Origin of the sequence: Isoptericola sp. NPDC057559 (assembly GCF_042801555.1) — a bacterium.
Lineage (GTDB): Bacteria > Actinomycetota > Actinomycetes > Actinomycetales > Cellulomonadaceae > Isoptericola.
In genome coordinates, this window is sequence record NZ_JBHVFQ010000011.1 from 37,825 (window position 1) to 57,959 (window position 20,135).

At 74.2% G+C, this 20,135-nt stretch carries 15 protein-coding genes; 11 read left to right on the forward strand and 4 right to left on the reverse strand.

Annotated elements, in window-relative coordinates; translation table 11 throughout:
* The first annotated feature begins 186 nt into the window (after positions 1-186).
* Entirely contained in the window at positions 187-1,017 is an 831-nt protein-coding gene (locus tag ACFU5J_RS12305; protein WP_430578885.1) for a sensor histidine kinase, read from the forward strand.
* Positions 1,014-1,691, forward strand: coding sequence for a response regulator (locus tag ACFU5J_RS12310; RefSeq protein ID WP_430574313.1), 678 nt, complete (start codon positions 1,014-1,016; stop codon positions 1,689-1,691). Before ACFU5J_RS12305 ends, ACFU5J_RS12310 begins: the two co-directional genes overlap by 4 nt.
* Positions 1,692-1,710: 19 nt before the next feature.
* Here ACFU5J_RS12310 and ACFU5J_RS12315 read toward each other — a convergent pair whose 3' ends face one another.
* From ACFU5J_RS12315 to uxaC, 4 genes are read right to left on the reverse strand one after another with little or no spacing between them, the layout of a single operon-like run.
* The gene (locus ACFU5J_RS12315) at positions 1,711-3,219 is read right to left on the reverse strand and encodes a serine hydrolase domain-containing protein (RefSeq protein ID WP_430578886.1); all 1,509 of its coding nucleotides are present in this window, start codon (positions 3,217-3,219) and stop codon (positions 1,711-1,713) included.
* A gap of 46 nt (positions 3,220-3,265) precedes the next feature.
* Positions 3,266-5,389 (reverse strand): alpha-glucuronidase, encoded by a 2,124-nt coding sequence (locus ACFU5J_RS12320; protein ID WP_430578887.1) that lies wholly within the window; start codon positions 5,387-5,389, stop codon positions 3,266-3,268.
* 49 nt (positions 5,390-5,438) lie between these two features.
* Positions 5,439-6,575: a mannonate dehydratase gene (locus ACFU5J_RS12325; protein ID WP_430575346.1), complete on the reverse strand. Its 1,137-nt coding sequence runs from the start codon at positions 6,573-6,575 to the stop codon at positions 5,439-5,441.
* Between the two features lie 50 nt (positions 6,576-6,625).
* Entirely contained in the window at positions 6,626-8,044 is a 1,419-nt protein-coding gene (gene uxaC, locus ACFU5J_RS12330; protein WP_430578888.1) for a glucuronate isomerase, read from the reverse strand.
* 196 nt (positions 8,045-8,240) lie between these two features.
* Between uxaC and ACFU5J_RS12335 the strand changes: the two genes are divergently transcribed.
* The 9 genes from ACFU5J_RS12335 (at position 8,241) to ACFU5J_RS12375 (ending at position 20,048) form a co-directional block, all read left to right on the forward strand.
* Positions 8,241-9,236, forward strand: coding sequence for a LacI family DNA-binding transcriptional regulator (locus tag ACFU5J_RS12335; RefSeq protein ID WP_430574317.1), 996 nt, complete (start codon positions 8,241-8,243; stop codon positions 9,234-9,236).
* A 48-nt stretch (positions 9,237-9,284) separates the two neighbouring features.
* A complete protein-coding gene (locus tag ACFU5J_RS12340) occupies positions 9,285-10,775 on the forward strand; it encodes a mannitol dehydrogenase family protein (RefSeq protein WP_430578889.1) in 1,491 nt (496 codons plus the stop codon).
* 349 nt (positions 10,776-11,124) lie between these two features.
* A complete protein-coding gene (locus ACFU5J_RS12345) occupies positions 11,125-12,441 on the forward strand; it encodes an ABC transporter substrate-binding protein (RefSeq protein ID WP_430574319.1) in 1,317 nt (438 codons plus the stop codon).
* A complete protein-coding gene (locus ACFU5J_RS12350) occupies positions 12,438-13,397 on the forward strand; it encodes a carbohydrate ABC transporter permease (protein ID WP_430578890.1) in 960 nt (319 codons plus the stop codon). The genes ACFU5J_RS12345 and ACFU5J_RS12350 overlap by 4 nt, the downstream gene beginning before the upstream one ends.
* A complete protein-coding gene (locus ACFU5J_RS12355) occupies positions 13,394-14,353 on the forward strand; it encodes a carbohydrate ABC transporter permease (RefSeq protein ID WP_430574321.1) in 960 nt (319 codons plus the stop codon). Before ACFU5J_RS12350 ends, ACFU5J_RS12355 begins: the two co-directional genes overlap by 4 nt.
* A gap of 2 nt (positions 14,354-14,355) precedes the next feature.
* Positions 14,356-15,039 (forward strand): hypothetical protein, encoded by a 684-nt coding sequence (locus tag ACFU5J_RS12360; RefSeq protein ID WP_430574322.1) that lies wholly within the window; start codon positions 14,356-14,358, stop codon positions 15,037-15,039.
* Positions 15,040-15,137: 98 nt separating this feature from the next.
* Complete coding sequence (locus ACFU5J_RS12365; protein ID WP_430578891.1) at positions 15,138-17,474, forward strand: rhamnogalacturonan lyase; 2,337 nt, start codon at positions 15,138-15,140, stop codon at positions 17,472-17,474.
* A gap of 80 nt (positions 17,475-17,554) precedes the next feature.
* A complete protein-coding gene (locus tag ACFU5J_RS12370) occupies positions 17,555-18,883 on the forward strand; it encodes an ABC transporter substrate-binding protein (RefSeq protein WP_430574324.1) in 1,329 nt (442 codons plus the stop codon).
* Positions 18,884-18,914: 31 nt separating this feature from the next.
* Positions 18,915-20,048 (forward strand): Gfo/Idh/MocA family protein, encoded by a 1,134-nt coding sequence (locus ACFU5J_RS12375; protein ID WP_430578892.1) that lies wholly within the window; start codon positions 18,915-18,917, stop codon positions 20,046-20,048.
* The last annotated feature ends 87 nt before the right edge of the window (positions 20,049-20,135 follow it).

Genomic DNA, 20,135 nt, shown 5'->3' on the forward strand with positions numbered 1-20,135 from the left:
CGTCGTGCGTCGATCCGTGGTCCCGATCCTTCGCGGCCGGGCACCCCCGGCGCGTCCGCCCGTCGGCGACACCTGCGGCTACCCGGGAGGGCGGCCGGGCGGCGTCCGGCTACTGCGCAGGGAGCAGGCGGGAACGCCTCCCCGCGCCGGATGCGGCGGCCGACGCGGCACACCTACGCTGCCGGGATGGGAACGGGACGGGCACGGGAGCGGATCCTCGCGGCGGGCTGGCTGGTCTCCCTCGGCGTCGCCGGGGTGGCGGTGCTCCAGTGGCGGGCGTACGTGCGCGAGGTCGAGCAGCGGGCCGAGGACGCCGAGCGCACGCGGGACGAGGTGGCCCGGCGCCGCGCCGTGGAGGAGCGGCTGCGCATCGCGCGCGAGCTGCACGACTCCCTGACCCACAGCATCTCCGTGATCAAGGTGCAGGCGGGCGTCGCCGCGCACCTGGCCCGCAAGCGGGGCGAGGAGCCGCCGCCCGCGCTGCTCGCGATCCAGGAGGCGAGCACGGACGCCGCCCGCGAACTGCGCTCGACGCTCGACGTGCTGCGGCGCGACGGCGAGCCCAACGGGAACGGCATCGACCGGCTCGAGGCCCTCGTCGACCGGGCCGAGGGCGCGGGCGTGCCCACCACCGTGCGGGTGGTCGGCGACCGGCGCACCGTGCCGGCCGAGACCGACCAGGCCGCCTACCGGGTGGTGCAGGAGGCGCTCACGAACGTCGCCCGGCACGGCGGGCCCGCGGCCGCCGCGACCGTGCGCGTGGCGTTCGCGGACCGGGAGCTCACCCTCCAGGTCGACGACGACGGCCGCGGCTCGCCCGGGGACCCGGAGCCCGGGCACGGGCTGACCGGCATGCGCGAGCGCGTCGTCGCCCTCGGGGGCACCCTGCGCGCCGGGCCCGGGGCCGACGGCGGGTTCTCGGTGCGTGTCACCCTCCCGCTGCCCGCGCCGCCCGCACGGCCCGCGGCCGCACCGGCGGCGGCGCCCGCGACCGGCGAGCCGGCGGCCCGCGCGTGATCCGCGTCGGCCTCGTCGACGACCAGGCCCTCATCCGCTCCGGCATCCGCGCGCTGCTCGACGCGGAGGACGACGTCGAGGTGGTCGCCGAGGGTGCCGACGGGCGCGACGGCGTGCGGCTGGCGCGCGAGCTGCGGCCCGACGTCGTCCTCATGGACGTGCAGATGCCCGGGCTCGACGGCATCGCCGCCACCCGCGAGATCGCCGCCGACGACGCGCTGACCGGCGTGCACGTGGTGATGCTGACCAACTACGGCGTCGACGAGTACGTGTTCGAGGCGCTGCGGGCGGGGGCGTGCGGGTTCGTCGTGAAGGACACGGAGCCCGCCGACCTGCTGGAGGCCGTGCGCGCCGCCGTGCGGGGCGACGCCCTGCTCTCCCCGGCGATCACGCGCCGGCTGATCAGCGAGTTCGTCGCCCGCCCGCCGGACGCCGTCGGCGCCGACGGGCTCGGGCTCCTCACGCCCCGCGAGCGGGAGGTCGTGGCCCTCGTCGCCCACGGGCTGTCCAACGACGAGATCGCCGGGCGCATGGTGCTCAGCCCCCTGACGGCGAAGACGCACGTCAGCCGGGCCATGACCAAGCTCGGCGCGCGCGACCGCGCCCAGCTCGTGGTGTTCGCCTACGAGTCCGGGATCGTCTCGCCGCGCTCGCGCGGGGCCGACGCGAGGTAGCCGCGCGCCGCGCCGCTGGTCAGCGCGGCAGCCCCCGTGCCGTCGCGCCCGGGACGACGAGCGTCGACAGCGCCGGCCGCCACAGCGGCGTCGTCGTCCACGCGAGGTCGAGGCGCTGCCCGCCGCCGTCCGGGGCCGGCGCGGGCCCGCGCGCCACCAGGCGGTGCGGCGACGTCGGGATCACGACGTCGAGCTGCACGGTGCTGTCGGGCTGCACCGTGCTGTCGGGCTGCACCGTGCTTTCGGGCTGCACCGTGCTTTCGGGCTGCCCAGCGCCGTCGTCGCCGGCCCGCGCCCGCACCGCGAGGACGAGCACCGGGTCGGGGACGGGGTCGTGCTCGGCTCCAGGCCGCGCGTCAGCGCTGCCGTCGGGCCACGGCACGACGTGCGTGGTCCAGCCCCGGTCGGTCGCCGTGAGGACGTGCCCGCCGACGTCGACGCGCCACGTGCCGGGCTCCCCGTCCGCGGGGAGCAGCGTCCACGGGACCGGGGAGATCCGCTCCGCCGGCGTGGGCTCCGGGTCGGGGTCGACCCGTCCGGGCCACGTGTCGAGGGTCGCGAGGCGGGCCCGCAACCGGGCGGCCGCGGCCTCCTCGGGCGCGAGCGGGCCGTCCTCCAGGCGGTCGGCGAACCGCCAGAACGCCGCGAGCACGCGGTCCGTGGTCCGGGTGGCGCCGAGGTACCCGATCGCGAGGCCGAGCTCCGGCACGGCGAGGCCGAACTGCCCGTACGCGCCGTCGGCGCGGAAGCCGTGGCGGCTGCGCCACACCTGGTAGCCGTACCCGCGCGCCCAGTCGTGGTCGGCGCCGGGCTCCTCCGCGTTGTCCGACCAGGGCTGCCGCATCTCGGCCAGCCAGGCGGCGGGCACCACCTGCGCGCCGTCGTACCGGCCGCCGTCGGCCAGCGCCACCGCCAGCCGCGCGACGTCCTCCACCGTGACGTGCAGGCCCGAGAACCCCTGGTCGATGTCGAGCGCGCCGTCGCGGTGCCCGACCCACCAGGAGCCGCGGATGCCGAGCGGGTCCAGCACGCGCGGGCGGAGGTAGTCGGTGAGGCGCTCGCCGGTGAGCGTCGTGACCACCGAGGACAGCGCCATCGACGCCGGCGAGTTGTAGACGAAGTGCGTGCCGGGGGCGTGCGCGGGCGGGGTGGCGAGCAGCCGGGCGGAGTCGAAGCCGATCTCCGCGACCTGCTCCGCCGTGTGCCCCGTGTTCATGGTGAGCAGGTGCCGCACCGTGATCCCGGAGTCCGTGGGCCGGCCCAGCAGCGACCCGGCCAGGTCGTCGGGCGAGAGCGCGCCCTCGGCCACCAGGTGCCCCACCGCGATCGCCGTGAACGTCTTCGACACCGAGTAGACGAGCCCCGGCAGGTCGGCGCGGTACGGCGCCCACGTGCCGCGGGCCACGGGGGCGCCGTGCCGCGCGACCACCAGGGCGTGCGGGTCCAGGCCCGGCGCCTCCAGGTCGTCGAGCAGGTCGAGGACGGCGGCCGGGGAGATCCCGAGGGACTCCGGCGTCGGGGTGGTCATGCGGGCGTGCTCCCTCGGAGTGGTGCGGTGCGGTGGTGGTCGGGGCTCAGTAGATCGTGCGGCCGCGGGCGTCGGGAACCCCCGACTTGCGCAGGAAGTACGTGCTGACCTGGTCGCGCCACTCGACGGCCGAGCGCAGCTGCTCGGCGAGGCGCTCGCGGACCCGCGCGTCGACGTCCGCGGGGACGGCGTCCGGCACGAGGTCGGCGAGCGACTCCCAGGCCGCGACGGCACCGCGCACCCGCTCCACGCCCTCGGACCGGGAGTCGTAGACGTGCTGGATCACGGTGACCCCGCTGTGCAGCACGTGCGAGTACGGCACGTGGTGGAAGAAGAGCAGGAGCTCGTCGGGACAGGTCGCGACGTCCTCGTACACGTCGCGCCACGGCGCCGGGTACTGGCCGGTGAACCCCGTGCCGGTGGCGCGGGTGCGGTCCACGCCGACCCCGTCGCGGTCCGCGAAGTGGTACGTGCCCCACGGCGTGTACTCGTACCCGTCGACGTCGGGGCCGTAGTGGTGCCCGGGCCGCACCATGAAGCCCACGCCGAGCGGCGCCGTGTACGACTCGTAGGTGCGCCACGAGTCGTCGAGCACCGCGTGCAGCACCTCGCGGACCCGCGGCTCGACCGTCCCGTCCGGGCGCGCGAACGTCAGGGAGACCCACTCGTCGAGCAGCGCCGACGGGTCGAGCGTCGGGTCCCACGCCAGCCGCCCGAAGGCGTAGAGGTTCGCCTGCGCCAGCGGGTGCCCCGTCCAGAACCGGTCGTCGCCCACGTTCGACACGGCCGCGACGCCGCCGGACGCGACGAGGTCGCGCACCGCGGGGCCGCCCTCGTCGCCCTCGCCCCACGGCCGGAAGGCGAGGCTCTCGCGCCACCAGGGCGCGAGGTAGACCGCGTGCCGCTGCTGGCCGGTGTACTCCTGCGTGACCTGCAGCTCGAGCGCCACCCGGGTGCCCGGCATCGCGGCGAGCACGGGGGAGACGGGCTCGCGGGTCTGGAAGTCCATCGGCCCGTGCTTGACCTGCAGCACGACGTTGTCGGCGAACCGGCCGTCCAGCGGCGCGAAGTGGTCGTAGGCGGCCCGGGCGCGGTCGGTGGAGCGGTCGCGCCAGTCCTGCCTGTGGTCGTAGACGAACGCCCGCCAGTGCACGACGCCGCCGTGCGGGGCCACGGCCTCGGCCAGCGCGTTCGCGCCGTCGGCGTGGTCCCGCCCGTAGGCGAACGGGCCGGGCTGGCCCTCCGAGTCGGCCTTGACGACGAAGCCGCCGAAGTCCGGGACCGCCGCCCAGACGCGGTCCGCCGCCGCGCGCCACCAGGCGCCCACGTCCGCGTCGAGGGGGTCGGACGTCGGCAGCCCGCCGAGCGTCATCGGCGCGGCGAAGCTCACCGCGAGGTGGGTGCGCACGCCGTACGGCCGCAGCGCGGCGGCGATCCGGGCCACCTCGGGCAGGTCGTCGGTGAGCAGCCGCGCCTCGCGGGCGTGCACGTTGACGTTGTTGACGCAGACCCGGTCGATCCCGGTCGCGGCGAGCAGGCGCGCGTAGGTCGTGACGCGGGACAGGTCCGCGCGGACCCGGCCGTCGTCGTAGAAGACCGACCCGCCGGAGTACCCCCGCTCCACCTGCCCCATGACCGGGTGCACGTCCACGTTGTCCCAGTGGTCCAGCACGCGCAGCGCGAAGGCGGGGGCGTGGTGCTCGTCGGCGTCGGGCCCCGCGAACGCCGCCTCCCCGAGCCGCACCGCGTGGAACCACCCGTGCAGCAGCGCCGTCGGCGTGGCAGCGGTGACCGTGACCCGGCCGGCCGAGCGCACGAACCGGAACCCGGCCGCCCCCGCCTCGGCATCGAGCGTGCTGACATGATCCTCGTTCCGGCCGTTCGAGGACGAAGTCAGCACGCTCGATGCCGCGAGCGCGAGCACGAGGTCGGGGGAGCCGCCCGGGTCGACGACGGCCCCGCCGTGCGCCGTCGTCGCGCGGTCCAGCTCCGCGCGCAGCGTGGCCACCACCTCCGGCGAGCCGTCGGGACGAGGGTGGGGACCACCGTGCGCGGGGCCTGGCAGGTCCGGGGTGCGGAGCGTGAGGCGGCGGCGTCCGACGGCGGCCAGCGCGCCGTCGGGCAGCCAGGCCGGGTGCGGCGCGGCGTCGACAACGTTTTCGGAATTCACCGTCGGTCTCCTCGGTGCGGTGCGTGCGGGCTCGGTGTGCGGTGCGGGCTCAGGCGCCGGCGTCGGGCGCGGTGTAGCGGAACGCGTCCCACGCGCCGAGCAGGTACTGGATGCCGAGCGCGCGGTCGTACAGGCCGTAGCCGGGGCGCGGCTTGTTGGTGGTGTTCTCGTCCCACAGGTGGCGGCCGTGGTCGGGCCGCACGTACCCGGTGTAGCCGGCCTCGGCGTACGCCTTCATGATCCCGGTCGTGTCGACGTCGCCCTCGCACGCCCGGTGGGCCACCTCGGAGAAGTCGCCGTTCGGGAAGTGCTTGATGTTGCGCACGTGGGTGAAGTGGATGCGGTCCATGAAGCGGCGCACGGTGGCCGCGGCCAGCGGGGCCTGGGCGGGGTTCGCCGAGAAGCTCCCGAGGCACAGGGTGAGGCCGTGGTGCGGGCTCGGGTGCAGGTCCAGCACGCGCTGCAGGTCCTCCGGCGTGGACACGACGCGCGGCCAGCCGAAGACGTCGAACGGCGGGTCGTCCGGGTGCACGCCCAGCCTGACCCCGGCCTCCTCGGCGGCCGGGACCACGGCGTCGAGGAAGTACCGGTAGTTCGCGTACATGTCCTCGTGCGTGACGCCCTCGTAGGCCGCGTTGAGCTCCGTGAAGCCCGCGAGGCGCTCGGGCTCCCAGCCGGGCAGCGTCAGGCCGTGGGACCCGGCGGCCATGTCGGCGATGAGGCCCTCGGGCGTCATCCCGTCCACGACGGCCCGCTCGAAGAACAGGGCGGTGGAGCCGTCGGGCAGCGGGTGCCACAGGTCGGTGCGCAGCCAGTCGAAGACGGGCATGAAGTTATAGCAGACCACCTTCACGCCGGCCTTCCCCAGCCGCCGGATCGTGGTCACGTAGTTCTCGATCGCCTCGTCGCGGCCGAGCCCCAGCACCGTGCGGCCCAGCTTGATCGACTCGTGCACGTTGACCGACTCGACGACCTCCGCGTCCAGGGTGCGGGTCACGCCGCGGGCGCGCGCCTCGGCGGAGAGCCCGGTGATGCGCGCGATCTCCGCGTCGATCTCCTCCTGCTCCCACACCTCGCCGGCCTGCTTCTGGTGCAGGCTCCACACCACCGTCTCCACGCCAGGGATCTGGCGGATGTGGTCCAGCGTGACCGTGTCGTTGCCCTCGCCGTACCAGCGGAAACCCATCTTCACCGTGCTGCTCCTCGTGCTCGTCGTTCGTCGCCCACCGGCAAGGATCAGGGGCGGGCGTAGGCCGCCTGGGGCAGGCGGTAGGCGAGGTCGACGGCGACGTCGAGGGCCTCGTCCAGGTCCAGGCGGTGCTCCGCCACGAGGCGCGCCAGGTAGCCGGCGTCGATGCGGCGGGCCAGGTCGTGCCGCGCCGGGATGGAGCAGAAGGCGCGCGTGTCGTCGACGAAGCCGCTCATGTTGCTGAAGCCGGCGGTCTCCGTGGCCGACTCGCGGAACCGCCGCATGGCGTCCGGGGCGTCGAGGAACCACCACGGCGCGCCGAGGCGCAGGGCCGGGTAGACGCCCGCCAGCGGCGCGAGCTCGCGCGAGTACACGTCCTCGTCCACGGTGAACGCGATGAGCCGCAGGCCCGGGTGGTGGCCGAACGCGTCGAGCACCGGGCGCAGGGAGCGCGTGAACTCCGTGACGACGGGGATGTCGTAGCCCTTGTCCGGGCCGAACGCGGCGAACGGGGCGTCGGCGTGGTCGCGCAGCACGCCCGGGTGCAGCTGCATGACCAGGCCGTCCTCCGCCGACATCGCGGCCATCTGGAACAGCATGTGCCCGCTGAACGCCTGCGCCTCGGCGGCGGTGACCGTGCCGGCGAGCGCCTTGTCGAGGATGCGCCGCGCGTCGGCGTCGTCCAGGGGCGTGGTGTCGGCGGAGAGGTGGCCGTGGTCCGTGGCGCGCGCGCCCGCCGCGACGAAGCGCTCGCGCTGGGCGCGCAGGGCCTCGAGGTAGCGGTCGTAGGACGTGACGTCGACGCCGGCCGCCTCGCCCAGGCGGGCGACGTCCTCCCGCCACGTGGCGCGGTCGAGGTGCAGCAGCGGGTCGGGGCGAAACGTCGGCAGGACGCGCTCGCCGTAGCCGTCCGCGGCGAGCTTGGCGTGCGCGTCGAGGGTGGCCCAGGCGGGGTCGGTCGTGGCGATGACCTCGATGTCGAACGCGTCCAGCAGGGCGCGGGGCCGGAAGCCCGGGTCGGCGATCCGCGCCGCCACCTGGTCGTAGAGCGCGTCGGCGGTCTCGGCCGACGGCCGCTGCGTGACGCCGAGGATCTCGACGAGCACGTGCTCCAGCCAGTAGCGCGTGGGCGTGCCGCGGAAGTGCTTCCAGCCGGCGCAGAAGCGGCGCCAGATCTCGCGCGGGTCGGCCTCGGCGTCCTCGTCGGCGGTAGACCCGACGCCGAGGCGGGGGAGCGTCTCGCCCTGGGAGACGAGCATGCGCGTGAGGTAGTGGTCGGGCACCACGACGAGCTGCGCGGGGTCGCCGAACGACGCGTCGTCGGCGAACCACTCGACGGGCACGTGGCCGTGCATCGAGACGATCGGCAGGTCCTGCACCGCGGCGTAGATCTCGCGGGCCAGCGGCCGCGCGACGGGGTCGGCGGGCAGCGCCCGGTCGGGGTGCAGGGTCCAGCGCTCGGTCACCGGGGGCTCCTCGTCGTCGAGATCGTGCGAACGTTTGCATCGTAACGGGTGTCGCGCGTCGTCGCGGATTCACCTCGATGCGTGAGACGGGGGAGACGGCGCGCGGCGGGGTGTGGGACGATCTGGCAAACGTTCGCACCCGCACCGGCCCGCCGTCGTCGGTCGTCCGGAGGTCCGTCGAAGGGAGGTGGTCGCCGTGGTCACGGTGCACGACGTCGCACGGGCGGCCGGCGTCTCGATCTCGACGGTGTCGCGGGCGCTCGCGGCGCCGGAGCGGGTCGCGCCGTCGACGCGCGACCGCGTCACCGCCGCGGCCCGCGAGCTCGGGTACCGGCCCAACCGCGCCGCGAGCGTGCTGCGCGCCGGCCGCACCGGCGCCCTCGGGCTCGTCGTGCCGGACCTCGCCAACCCCTACTTCGCCGCGATCGCGAAGGGCGCGCAGGCGCGGGCGCGGGAACGCGGCCTGGGCCTGTTCGTCGTGGACTCCGACGAGGACCCGGACCTCGAGACGGAGGCCGTCGCCGGGCTCGCGCCCCAGACGGACGGCCTCGTCCTGTGCTCCCCCCGCTCCGTCGAGCGGTCCGTCGCCGCGCTCGGCGGTCGCCCCGTCGTCCTCGTCAACCACGAGGTCGACGGCGTCCCCTCGGTGGTCGCCGACCACGGCACGGGCATGTTCCGGGCGCTCGAGCACCTCCGGGCGCTGGGCCACCGGAAGGTCGCGTACGTCGGCGGGCCCGAGAGCTCCTGGTCCGACGGGCGGCGTCGGGACGGGCTCCGGGCCGCGGCCGCGCGGCTGCACGACGTCGACCTGGTCGAGCTGGGGCCGCACCGCCCGCAGGTGGCCGGGGGGCACGCCGCCGCCGACCTGGTCCTCGCGTCCGGCGCGACCGCGGTGGTGACCTTCAACGACCTCGTGGCGGTGGGCCTCGTCGAGCGCGTCCGGGTCCGGGGCCTTGAGGTGCCGGGCGACCTGTCGGTCGTGGGGTGCGACGACGCGTACGTCGCCGAGCTGACGTCGCCCCCGCTGACCACGCTGCGCACCGACCTGCGCGGCGCGGGCAGGGCCGCCGTCGACCGCCTGGCGGCCCGCGCGGACGACGGCGGCGACGTCGTGGCGACGCTCCCCGTGGAGCTCGTCGTGCGGGGCTCGACCGCCCCGCCCCCGGCGGCCCCGCCCGCCGCGGGCACCTGACCGAGAAGAACGACGACCCGGCGACGCCGCCGGCCCGACGGAGGACCCATGACCGACCGACTCCACCGTTCCGCCCTCCCCGCGCACCTCGACGCGCCGGTGACCCCCGAGCAGGTGGGCATCGTGCACCTGGGGATCGGGGCGTTCCACCGGGCCCACCAGGCGGTGTTCACGGAGCTCGCCGCGCGGGCCACGGGCGACCGCCGCTGGGGGATCCTCGGCGTGACGCAGCGCTCGGCGTCGGTGCGCGACCAGCTGCGCCCGCAGGGCGGGGTGTACGGGGTCCTCACGGCGGGCACGCACGAGAGCCGGCTCGACCTCGTGGGGTCCGTGCTCGACGTCGCGTGGCCCGCCGAGGAGACGGCGCGGGTGCTGGCGGCGCTCGCGGCGCCCACGACCCACGTCGTGACGCTCACCGTCACCGAGAAGGGGTACGCCCGCGACGCGGACGGCGGCCTCGACGTCGAGCGCGTGCGCGCGGACCTCGACGCGCTCGCCGCCGAGCCGTCCGCCGACCGGGTGGTCCCGGGGGCGACGGCGGTCGGCCTGCTCGTGCGCGGGCTCGCGGCCCGCTGGCGGGCGGCGCAGGCGGCAGGGGAGCGGCGCCCGGTCACGGTGCTGACCTGCGACAACATGGTGGACAACGGGCGGGTGCTCGAGCGGCTGGTGGGCGCGGCGGTGGACGCCGCGCTGCCAGGGCCCGACGGGGACGGGCTGCGGTCGTGGCTCGCGACGGACGTCGCCTTCCCGTGCTCGATGGTGGACCGGATCGTGCCCGCCACCACCCCGGCGCAGCGCGACGCGGTGGAGCGCGAGCTGGGCGCCCGCGACGAGGGCCTGGTGGTGGGCGAGCCGTTCCGCCAGTGGGTGATCGAGGACCGGTTCGCCGGCCCGCGGCCGGAGTGGGAGCGGGCGGGCGCCACCCTCACCGCGGACGTCGCGCCGTGGGAGCAGGCCAAGCTGCGGATGCTCAACGGCACCCACTCGCTGCTCGCGTACGCCGGGCGGCTGGCCGGGCACGCCACGCTCGCCGAGGCCGTCACCGACCCGGCGCTGCGCGAGCGGGCGCGCGCGTTCATGCTCGACGACGCGCTGTCCACGCTGGCCCCGCCCGACGGCGCGGACCTGCGCGCGTACGGCGAGTCCCTGCTGGAGCGGTTCGCGAACCCGGCCACGGGGCACACCACGCTCCAGGTGTCGATGGACGGCACGCAGAAGATCCCGATCCGGTGGGGCGGCGTCGTGGCCGACCGGCTCGCCGCCGGCGTCGTGCCGGCGGGTGCGGCGTTCGGGCTGGCCGCGTGGAGCGAGGTGGTGCGCCGCGAGGCCGCCGCCGGGCGGCTGGTCGACGACCCGCGCGCCGACGAGCTCGCCGGCGTCGTGGCCCGCGCGGGCGCCGGCGACCCCGCCGCGGCGACGCCGGCGGACGTCGCCCGTGCGCTGCTCGCGCTGCCCGGGCTGCTGCCCGCCGGGGCCGGGACGGACGAGCGCCTCGTGGCTGCCGTCGTGGCCGAGGTGCCCGCGCTCGCCGCGGCCTGACGGCGGGCCCCGGCGTCGCGGCCCGGCGTCGCGGCGCGCCCCGTCCTCGGGCGTGCCGGCCGGGCCGGGACGGGCCGGGGGCCTGCCTGGGGGTTCGTCCCCCGGCGCGGGGGCGTCGTATGCTCGCCCGCGGTGTGAGCGTTCACACAGGCCGGCGGGCATTCGGGCGGGACGGTGCCGACCCCGGGTCGCCGGCTCGTTGTCGGATCGTGATGCGACCGGCTGTCCCCCGGGGCTGGACAACGCTTACCGAGTCGTGTTTTATCGATTCAGTCACCAGCGGGCGAGGAGTCAACGGGGCGTCCTCGCCGGCGACGATCGTGGACGATCGACGAGCGAGGAGGCTCACATGAGGATCACGCGCAAGGCCGCCGGCGCGGCAGCGGCGATGCTGACCGTCGCCCTCACCCTCACCGCCTGCGGCGGGGGGACCGAGGCCGCGGATCCGGGGTCCGCCGAGAAGGTCAGCACCGACGAGGACATCACCATCTCGATGGCCTGGTGGGGCGAGCCCGCCCGCGCCGAGATGTACGAGAAGGCCGTGGACCTCTTCGAGAAGGACCACCCCAACATCACCGTGCAGACCCAGTTCCAGGACTGGGACGCGTACTGGACCGCCCGGGCCACCGAGGCCGCCGGCGGCGCCCTGCCCGACGTGATCCAGATGGACCTGTCCTACCTGCGCCAGTACGGCGCCACCGGGCAGCTCCTCGACCTCACCGGGCAGGAGGGCGTCAACCTCGACGTCGACGGCGTGGACGACTCGCTCCTGGGGTCGGGACAGATCGAGGGCAGCCAGTTCGGCGTGCCCACGAGCACCAACACGCTCGCGCTGTTCTACAACGCCGACGTGCTGAAGAAGATCGGCGTCGAGCCCCCGGCCGAGGGCTACACGTGGGACGACCTCAACGACTGGATGAGCGAGGTCTCGAAGGCCGGCGCCGGCGAGGACCCCGTCGTCTACAGCGGTGCCGACTACACGGGCACGTTCTGGTTCTTCCTGCAGTGGCTGATCCAGCAGGGCGTCGAGCCGTTCACCGACGACGGCCAGCTGAACTTCGACGAGGCGCAGATGACCGAGTGGCTCGACCAGGGCCAGGGCCTGCGCGACGAGAGCGCGTTCTTCCCGATCAAGAAGGCCAAGCAGCTCGAGCCGCTCGGGGGGTTCCACGTGAACCAGTCCGCGTCCGAGATGAGCTGGGACAACTTCCTCGCGGGCTACGCGGCGGAGTCCGGCGAGGACCTCGAGATGCTGCCCATGCCGTCCGGCGACGACGGCCCGCAGCAGTTCTGGAAGCCGTCGATGCTGCTGTCCGCCTCGGCGCAGACCAAGCAGCCCGAGGCCGCCGCCGCGCTGATCGACTTCCTCGTCAACGACCCGCAGGTCGGCGAGATCTTCGGCACCTCCAAGGGTGTGCCGGCCGTCCAGGCGCAGATCGACGCGATGAAGCTCGAGAAGGGCTCCGTCGACGAGAAGGTCGTGCAGTACGAGAAGGACGTGGCCGACGTCGTGACCGAGTCCGCGCCCGTGCCGGTCGAGGGCTTCGGCGAGATCGAGGCCGAGTACAAGCGTCTCGGCGAGGAGCTCATGTACGGCAACATCACCGTGGACGAGTTCGTCACGCAGTGGTTCTCCTTCGCGGACGGCGCGGTGAAGCAGTCGTGACCGTCTCGACGAGCACGACGCTCGACACCGCTCGGGGGGCGCAGGACGCGTCCCCCGAGCGGGGGCGCGCCCGACGCCGCCGCGAGGCGGGCGCGGGGTTCGCGTTCCTGTCGCCGTGGCTGGTGGGGTTCGTGGTGCTGACGGCGTTCCCGATGGTGGCGTCGCTGTACCTGGCCTTCACCGACTACGACCTGTTCCGGCCGCCGTCCTGGGTGGGCATCGAGAACTTCACGAAGCTCTTCCACGACCCGCGGTTCTGGACGTCGGCGAAGGTGACGGCGATCTACGTGCTCGTCGGCACGCCGATCAAGCTGGCGGCGGCGCTGCTGGTCGCGATGGTGCTCAACATGAAGCACCGCGGCCAGGGCGCGTACCGGTCGATCTTCTACGCCCCGTCGCTGATCGGCGCCTCGGTGTCGATCGCGATCGTGTGGAAGGCGATGTTCATCGACGACGGCATCGTCGACCGCATCCAGCAGCTGTTCGGCCTGCCGGCCGGCGGCTGGGTGGGCGACCCGTCCAAGACGATGCCGATGTTCGTGCTGCTCGCGGTGTGGACGTTCGGCGCCCCCATGGTCATCTTCCTGGCCGGCCTCAAGCAGATCCCCGCCGAGCTCTACGAGGCGTCCGCCGTCGACGGCGCGGGCCCGGTGCGCAAGTTCTGGCGCATCACCATCCCGATGCTGAGCCCGGTGCTGTTCTTCAACCTGCTGCTGGAGACCATCGGCGCGTTCCAGGTCTTCGGGTCCGCGTTCATCATCTCCGGCGGCACGGGCGGCCCGGCCGACTCGACGCTGTTCTACACGCTGTACCTCTACATCAAGGGCTTCGCGCAGTTCGACATGGGGTACGCCTCGGCGATGGCGTGGGTCCTGGTGGTCGTGGTCGGCGTCATCACCACGATCCTGTTCAAGACCTCGAACGCCTGGGTCCACTACTCGGGAGACAACCGATGAGCGACATCACGCACGTCGTCACCCCACCTGTGTCCCTGTCGAACCAGGCCGCGGCCGCGGGCCTCCCCGGCTCGCCGAACGGCCCCGCCATCGACACGTCCCTGCGTCAGGCGGCCCGGCGTCGCAAGGGTGCCCGGTCGGTCGGCTTCCACGCGTTCATGATTCTGTGCACGATCGTGGTGCTCTACCCGGCCGCGTGGATGCTGATGAGCTCGTTCAAGCCGTCGAACGAGATCATCGGGAACATCAGCCTCTGGTCCGACCACCTGTCGCTGCACAACTTCGCGACGGCGCTGTCCGGCATCGGCGGCGTCGGGTTCTGGACCTTCTTCGGCAACTCCATGATCCTGGCCGTCGCGTCGGTGGTCGGGGTGGTGCTGTCCTCCACCGTGGCGGCGTACGCGTTCGCGCGGATCGACTTCCCGGGCCGGGGGCTGTTCTTCGCGATCATGATCGGCACGCTGCTGCTGCCGTTCCACGTGGTGATCATCCCGCAATACATCATGTTCAACGAGATGGGGCTGGTGAACACGTTCATCCCCCTGCTCGCGCCGAAGTTCCTGGCCGGCGAGGCGTTCTTCGTCTTCCTCATGGTGCAGTTCATGCGCAACCTGCCCCGGGAGCTCGACGAGGCCGCGCGCATCGACGGAGCCGGCCACGGCCGCATCTTCACAGCGATCATGCTGCCGCTGATGCGACCGGCGATCATCACCAGCTCGATCTTCGCGTTCATCTGGTCGTGGAACGACTTCCTCGGCCCGCTGCTGTACCTGAAGAAGCCCGACATGTACCCGCTGCCGATCGCGCTGCGCCTGTACGTCGACCAGACGTCCGTCTCCGACTACGGCGCGCAGATGGCGATGGCGGTCCTGGCGCTGCTGCCCGTGATGATCTTCTTCATCCTGTTCCAGCGCTACATCGTCGACGGCGTCGCCACCCAGGGCCTCAAGGGCTGACGATGGGTCGCGGCACGACGAACCAGGGGGCGGTCATGGCGGCACGGCGCGAGCGCGGGCGTGGCGGGCGCAAGCGCCCCGCCGGGGGCGGCGAGACCCGCACCGGCGCGGCCCTGGGGCTGTTCGCCGAGGTGGTGCTCGCCGGCGTGCTGGTCGCGCTCGGCAGCCTCCTGGTGGTCACCGCGGTGCCGTCCCTGGCGGCGGGCGTGGCGCACGTCCGCCGCCAGGTGACCGGCCGCGACGTGGGCCTGGCCCGCTTCGCCCGCGACTGGTGGGCGGCCGTGACGGCCCTGTGGCCGCTGGGCCTCGCCGCCGTCGGCGTCGCCCTGCTGCTCGCGCTGGACTGGCGGCTCGCGCGGGCGGACGTGCTGCCCGGCGCGGGCGTGGTGGCGGTGGTGGTCGCGGTCGCCGCGGCCGTCGTCGTCGCCGTGCTGGCCCGCGCGGCCGGGGCCTGGTCGGAGCCGGGGGACGGGGCCGACGCCGGCCGCCGCACCGCCCGCGAGGCCCTCGCCGAGGGCGTGCGGCGCACGCAGGACGACCTGTCCGGGTCCGTGCTGCTGGCCGCCGCCGCCGCCCTGTGCGTCGTCTTCGTGTGGATGCTGCCGCCGCTCGTGCTGGTGGTGGGCGGTCTCCTCTCCCTCGCCGTGGTGGGCGTCGACGCCCGCCACGGCCGCACCGACGCCTGACCCGCTCGCGCGCGTCCCCGGCGGCACCCCCGAGGTGCCGCCGTCCCCGAACGACCGTGTCCGATCCCGAGTTGCGACGATGCAGAGAGGAACGTGCCATGCGAACGACCAGACGCGCCGTGGGGGCCGTCGCCGCGCTGACGGCGGGCGTGCTCGCCGTCGGCGGCCTGCCCGCCACCGCGCAGCCCGCCCACCCAGGAGGGGCCGGGGGCGGCGGAGGAGTGCAGTTGGAGCACCTCGACCGGGGGCTCGTCGCCGCGAGCACCAGCGAGGGCGTCTTCCTCTCCTGGCGCCTGCTGGGCGACGAGGTCACCGGGCACACCGCCACCGGGATGGCAGGCCCCGACTTCGCCGTCTACCGCGACGGCAGGCGGATCGCGACCGTCAGCGACTCCACCAACTACCTGGACACGAAGGCGGCCGGCGGCACCGCGACCTCCCGCTACGCCGTCGCGCCCGTCACCGAGGACAAGCGCGGCCGCGAGAAGGTGGGCAAGCGCAGCCCGGCGGTCACCGCGTGGTCGGACGACTTCCTCGACGTCCCGCTCAACAAGCCGGCCGACGACGTGACCCCGCTGGGCGAGCCGGTCACGTACTCGGCGAACGACGCGTCGGTGGCCGACCTGGACGGCGACGGTGCGCTGGAGATCGTCGTCAAGTGGTACCCGTCGCGGGCCAAGGACGTCTCCCAGAAGGGGTACACGGGCAACACGTACGTCGACGCCTACGAGCTCGACGGCACCCAGCTGTGGCGCGTCGACATGGGCGTGAACGTCCGCTCCGGCGCCCACTACACGCAGTTCCCGGTGTACGACTTCGACGGCGACGGCACCGCCGAGGTCATGATGAAGACGGCGCCCGGCACCAAGGTCACGACGTACCGCCACGGCAAGCCCGCGAACGCGCGGTACGTGCCGATCTCGAAGGCGGACAAGAAGGCCGGCGTCACGGACGACTCCGACTTCCGCTGGAGCGCGGCGGACTACGCCGACCACCTGGTGGAGCTGTTCCAGGGCTGGACCGACGAGCCCGAGGTCCGCAGCGGGCAGTGGCCGGCCACGCTGGAGGACGCGTTCGGCATCGAGCAGCGGTACGCGTACCCGCTGTCCGCGGCCGACGCGCGCGAGCTCGTGGACTACTACGTCGACGAGTGGGCGCCCGCCCGCTCGGACCGCAACGACCTGCGCACCTTCGACGGCTTCGTCCTCACGGGGCCGGAGTACCTGACCGTCTTCGACGGCCGCTCCGGCAGGCCGCTGGACACCGTGGATTACGAGCCCGGGCGCACGGACGACGGGCTGCGCTGGGGCGACTACGAGTGGACGCGCGTCGAGCCGGGGAACCGGGTCGACCGGTTCCTGTCGGGCGTCGCGTACCTGGACGGCCGGCACCCGTCGGCGATCTTCGCCCGCGGGTACTACACGCGGGCCGCGATCGTCGCCTACGACTGGGACGGCCGGCACCTGTCGACGCGCTGGACCGCGGACTCCGGGTTCAAGCCGATGAACAACCCGTTCCTGGACGCCGACAACAAGGGCGTGCAGCCGGACCCCGGCAACGAGCTCACGCAGCTGTGGGGGCAGGGCTTCCACTCGCTGTCCGCGGCGGACGTGGACGGCGACGGCAGGCAGGAGATCGTCTACGGGGCGGCGACGCTCGACGACGACGGCACGCTGCTGTACTCGTCGTCCGACACCCTGCCCGAGGGGTCGTCGAACCACGGCGCGACGGCGAACCTCGGCCACGGGGACGCCATGCACGTCACCGACGTCGACCCGTCCCGACCGGGCCTGGAGATCTGGACCTGCCACGAGGGCGGCGCCGGCGTGCCGTACGGCTCCGTGCTGCGCGACGCCGCGACCGGCGAGGCCCTCTTCGGGGCGTTCTCGGGCAAGGACACGGGCCGCTGCCTCATCGGCGACGTCGACCCGACGCCCGGCATCGAGGTCTGGGCGTCCATGCCCGACGGCACGGACGCCTCGGGCCTGCTGAGCGCCACGGGCACGCAGCTCCGCGCGACCACCCCGGGCACCAACCAGTCGGTGCGGTGGGCCGCGGACGGCACCACGCAGATCGTCACGGGCTCGCGCGACGAGACCCCGAGGATCGTGGACGGCGACGGCACCGTGCGCCGCACGCTCGACGGCACCAGGGCGAACAACGACACCAAGGGCAACCCGTCGCTCGTCGCCGACGTGCTGGGCGACTGGCGCGAGGAGGTGCTGGTCCCCACGACGGACTCCTCCGCGCTGCGGGTGTACACGTCCACCGAGGTGAGCGGCACCAAGATGTACACCCTCCTGCACGACCCGCAGTACCGGGCCGAGGTGGCCCGGCAGCAGACCACCTACAACCAGCCGTCGTACCCGGGGTTCTACCTCGCGTCCGACACCGACTGGTCGCAGGTCCCCGTCCCGCGGCTCAGCACCCGCTGACCGTCCAGATCGTCGGTCGGGCCTGCCCGGGCCAGGTCCCGCACGGGCCCGGCCGACGTCCCCTCCCCAGGAGTGCACCCGTGCGTGTCCCCACCCGTCGTCGCCGGCTCGTCGCCGTCGTCGCCCCCGCAGCCGTCGTCGCGCTGCTCGCTTCGTCGTGCTCTGCCGGCGACACGCCCTCGGGCGTGGCCGAGACCCTCGACCCCGACGAGAAGGTCACGCTGAGCGTGGCCTGGTGGGGCGACGACGACCGCGCCGCCCGCTACACGGAGGCGCTGGACCTCTTCGAGGAGCAGCACCCGAACATCACGATCCAGAGCTCGTTCGTCACGTTCGACGACTACTGGACCGCGCGCGCCACGGAGGCGGCGGGCAGCTCCCTGCCGGACGTCATGCAGTTCGACTCGTCGTTCCTGCGCCAGTACGCCGGCACCGGCCAGCTGCTCGACGTGACCCCGTACCTGGGCGACGGCGGCGACGCGGCGATCGACACCACCGGCCTCGCGCCCGAGCTCGTCGACTCCGGCCGGATCGACGACGCCGTGTACGCCGTGCCGACCGCCACGAACACCTGGGCCGCGTTCTACAACCCGTCCGTGGTGAAGAAGCTCGGCCTCGAGCCGCCGGCGGAGGACTTCACCTGGGACGAGCTCGCCGCCTGGACCGCGGAGGCCAGCGCGGCCGGCGCGGGCGAGGACCCGGCGCTGTACGGGGCCAACGACTACACGGGCGTGTTCTGGGCGTTCCTGCAGCACCTCGTGCAGGAGGGCGTCACGCCCTTCACGGACGACGGCGAGCTCGGCTTCACCCGCGACGACATGGCCGCGTGGCTGCACTCCGGCGACGACCTGCGCGCGGACGGGGCGGTCTTCCCGGTCAAGCGCGCGCAGCAGCTCGCGCCGGAGTCCGGGTTCACCGTGAACGAGCAGGCGCTCGAGATGAGCTGGGACAACTTCCTCGCCGGGTACGTCGCCGGCTCCGGGCAGGACGACATCACGATGCTGCCCGCGCCCTCCGGCTCGGACGGCGAGAAGCACATGTTCGCGCGCACCTTCCAGATGGCGGGCTCCGCGCATACCGAGCACCCCGCCGCCGTCGCCGCGCTGCTCGACTTCTTCGTCAACGAGCCCGAGGTCGGGCGCATCTTCGGCACGTCCAAGGGCGTGCCCGCGACCCAGGCGCAGCGCGACGCGATGGACCTCGAGCCGGGGTCCGTGGACGAGCGCGTGGTGCAGTACGAGGAGGACCACGCCGACGACATCACCGAGCCGGCTCCCATCCCGGTGGAGGGCTTCGGCGCGCTCGAGGCGGAGTTCAAGCGCCTGGGCGAGGAGCTCGCGTACGGCAACGTCACCGTCGACGGCTTCGTCGACCAGTGGTTCACGATGGCGGACTCGCAGCTCGACTGACCGGTACGACCGCACCGACGAAGGAGCACCCATGAAGGTCACGATCCTGGGCGCCGGCGCGATCGCCGGCGCCCACGCCGAGGCGGTCCGCGCGCTGGCGGCGCACGGCGGGCCGGAGGGGGTCGAGCTGACGCACGTCGTCGACCTCGACGAAGGCCGCGCGGCCGTGTTCGCCGCCGAGCACGACGTGCCGCACCACGGCACGGACCTCCAGGCGCTGCTCGACGCCGGCGAGGTGGACGCGGTCCACATCTGCACGCCGCCGTCGGTGCACCTGGAGGCCGCCCTGGCGGCCCTGCGCGCGGGGGCGCACGTCGTCGTCGAGAAGCCGGCCGTGCTGTCGCTGGCCGAGGCCGACGCCCTGGCGGCGGCGGAGCGGCAGGCGGTCGACGCGGGCCTGCCCGGCCGGTTCACGCAGATCGTGCAGCACCGGTTCGGCGCGGGGATCCGGCGGCTGCGCCGGCTCCTCGACGACGGCACGCTCGGCCCCGCGTACGTGGCCCAGTGCGACACGCTCTGGTTCCGCACCCCGGAGTACTTCGACGTGCCGTGGCGCGGCCGGTTCGACACCGAGGGCGGCGGCACGACGATGGGGCACGGCATCCACCAGTTCGACCTGCTCCTGGCCGTGCTCGGACCGTGGACCGAGGTGCGGGCGATGGCCGGGCGGCTCGCGCGGCACACGGACACCGAGGACGTCTCGACGGCGCTGGTGCGGTTCGCGGGCGGCACGCTGGCGACGATCACGAGCTCCGCGATCTCCCCGCGCCAGACGTCGCGCCTGCGGTTCGACACCGAGGCCGCCACCGTCGAGCTGGAGCACCTGTACGGGTACGACGACTCGAGCTGGACCGTCACGCCCGTGGCGGGCCGCCAGGACGTCGCCGAGGCGTGGGCCGCCGACGAGGCGCGGTCCGTGGACGGCGGCGCGAGCGGCCACCTGGCGCAGCTCGTGCCCACCTACCGGGCCCTGGCGGAGGGCCGCACCCCGCCGGTCACGGTGGACGACACCCGCGCCACGCTCGAGCTGGCCGCGGCGATCTACAAGTCCGCGTTCACCGGTGCCACGGTCCGCGCCGGCGAGATCGTCGCCGGCGACCCGTTCCACGCCTCCATGGCCGGCACGGGTGCGCCCTGGCCGCCGAAGAAGGGGGTCCCCGCCTGACCCCGCACCCACGACGATCCGTCGCCTGACACGCCCTGGGACCGGTGACCGGGCGGTCAGGCCGCACTGTTAACGTGACCACCCTCA

Bases quoted from the DNA above. Each gene is read 5' to 3' on its own strand.
- ACFU5J_RS12345 (WP_430574319.1), top strand. From the start codon at position 11,125: ATGAGGATCACGCGCAAGGCCGCCGGCGCGGCAGCGGCGATGCTGACC.
- ACFU5J_RS12340 (WP_430578889.1), top strand. From the start codon at position 9,285: ATGACCGACCGACTCCACCGTTCCGCCCTCCCCGCGCACCTCGACGCG.
- ACFU5J_RS12305 (WP_430578885.1), top strand. From the start codon at position 187: ATGGGAACGGGACGGGCACGGGAGCGGATCCTCGCGGCGGGCTGGCTG.
- ACFU5J_RS12365 (WP_430578891.1), top strand. From the start codon at position 15,138: ATGCGAACGACCAGACGCGCCGTGGGGGCCGTCGCCGCGCTGACGGCG.
- ACFU5J_RS12355 (WP_430574321.1), top strand. From the start codon at position 13,394: ATGAGCGACATCACGCACGTCGTCACCCCACCTGTGTCCCTGTCGAAC.
- ACFU5J_RS12375 (WP_430578892.1), top strand. From the start codon at position 18,915: ATGAAGGTCACGATCCTGGGCGCCGGCGCGATCGCCGGCGCCCACGCC.
- ACFU5J_RS12315 (WP_430578886.1), bottom strand. From the start codon at position 3,219: ATGACCACCCCGACGCCGGAGTCCCTCGGGATCTCCCCGGCCGCCGTC.
- ACFU5J_RS12325 (WP_430575346.1), bottom strand. From the start codon at position 6,575: ATGGGTTTCCGCTGGTACGGCGAGGGCAACGACACGGTCACGCTGGAC.
- ACFU5J_RS12360 (WP_430574322.1), top strand. From the start codon at position 14,356: ATGGGTCGCGGCACGACGAACCAGGGGGCGGTCATGGCGGCACGGCGC.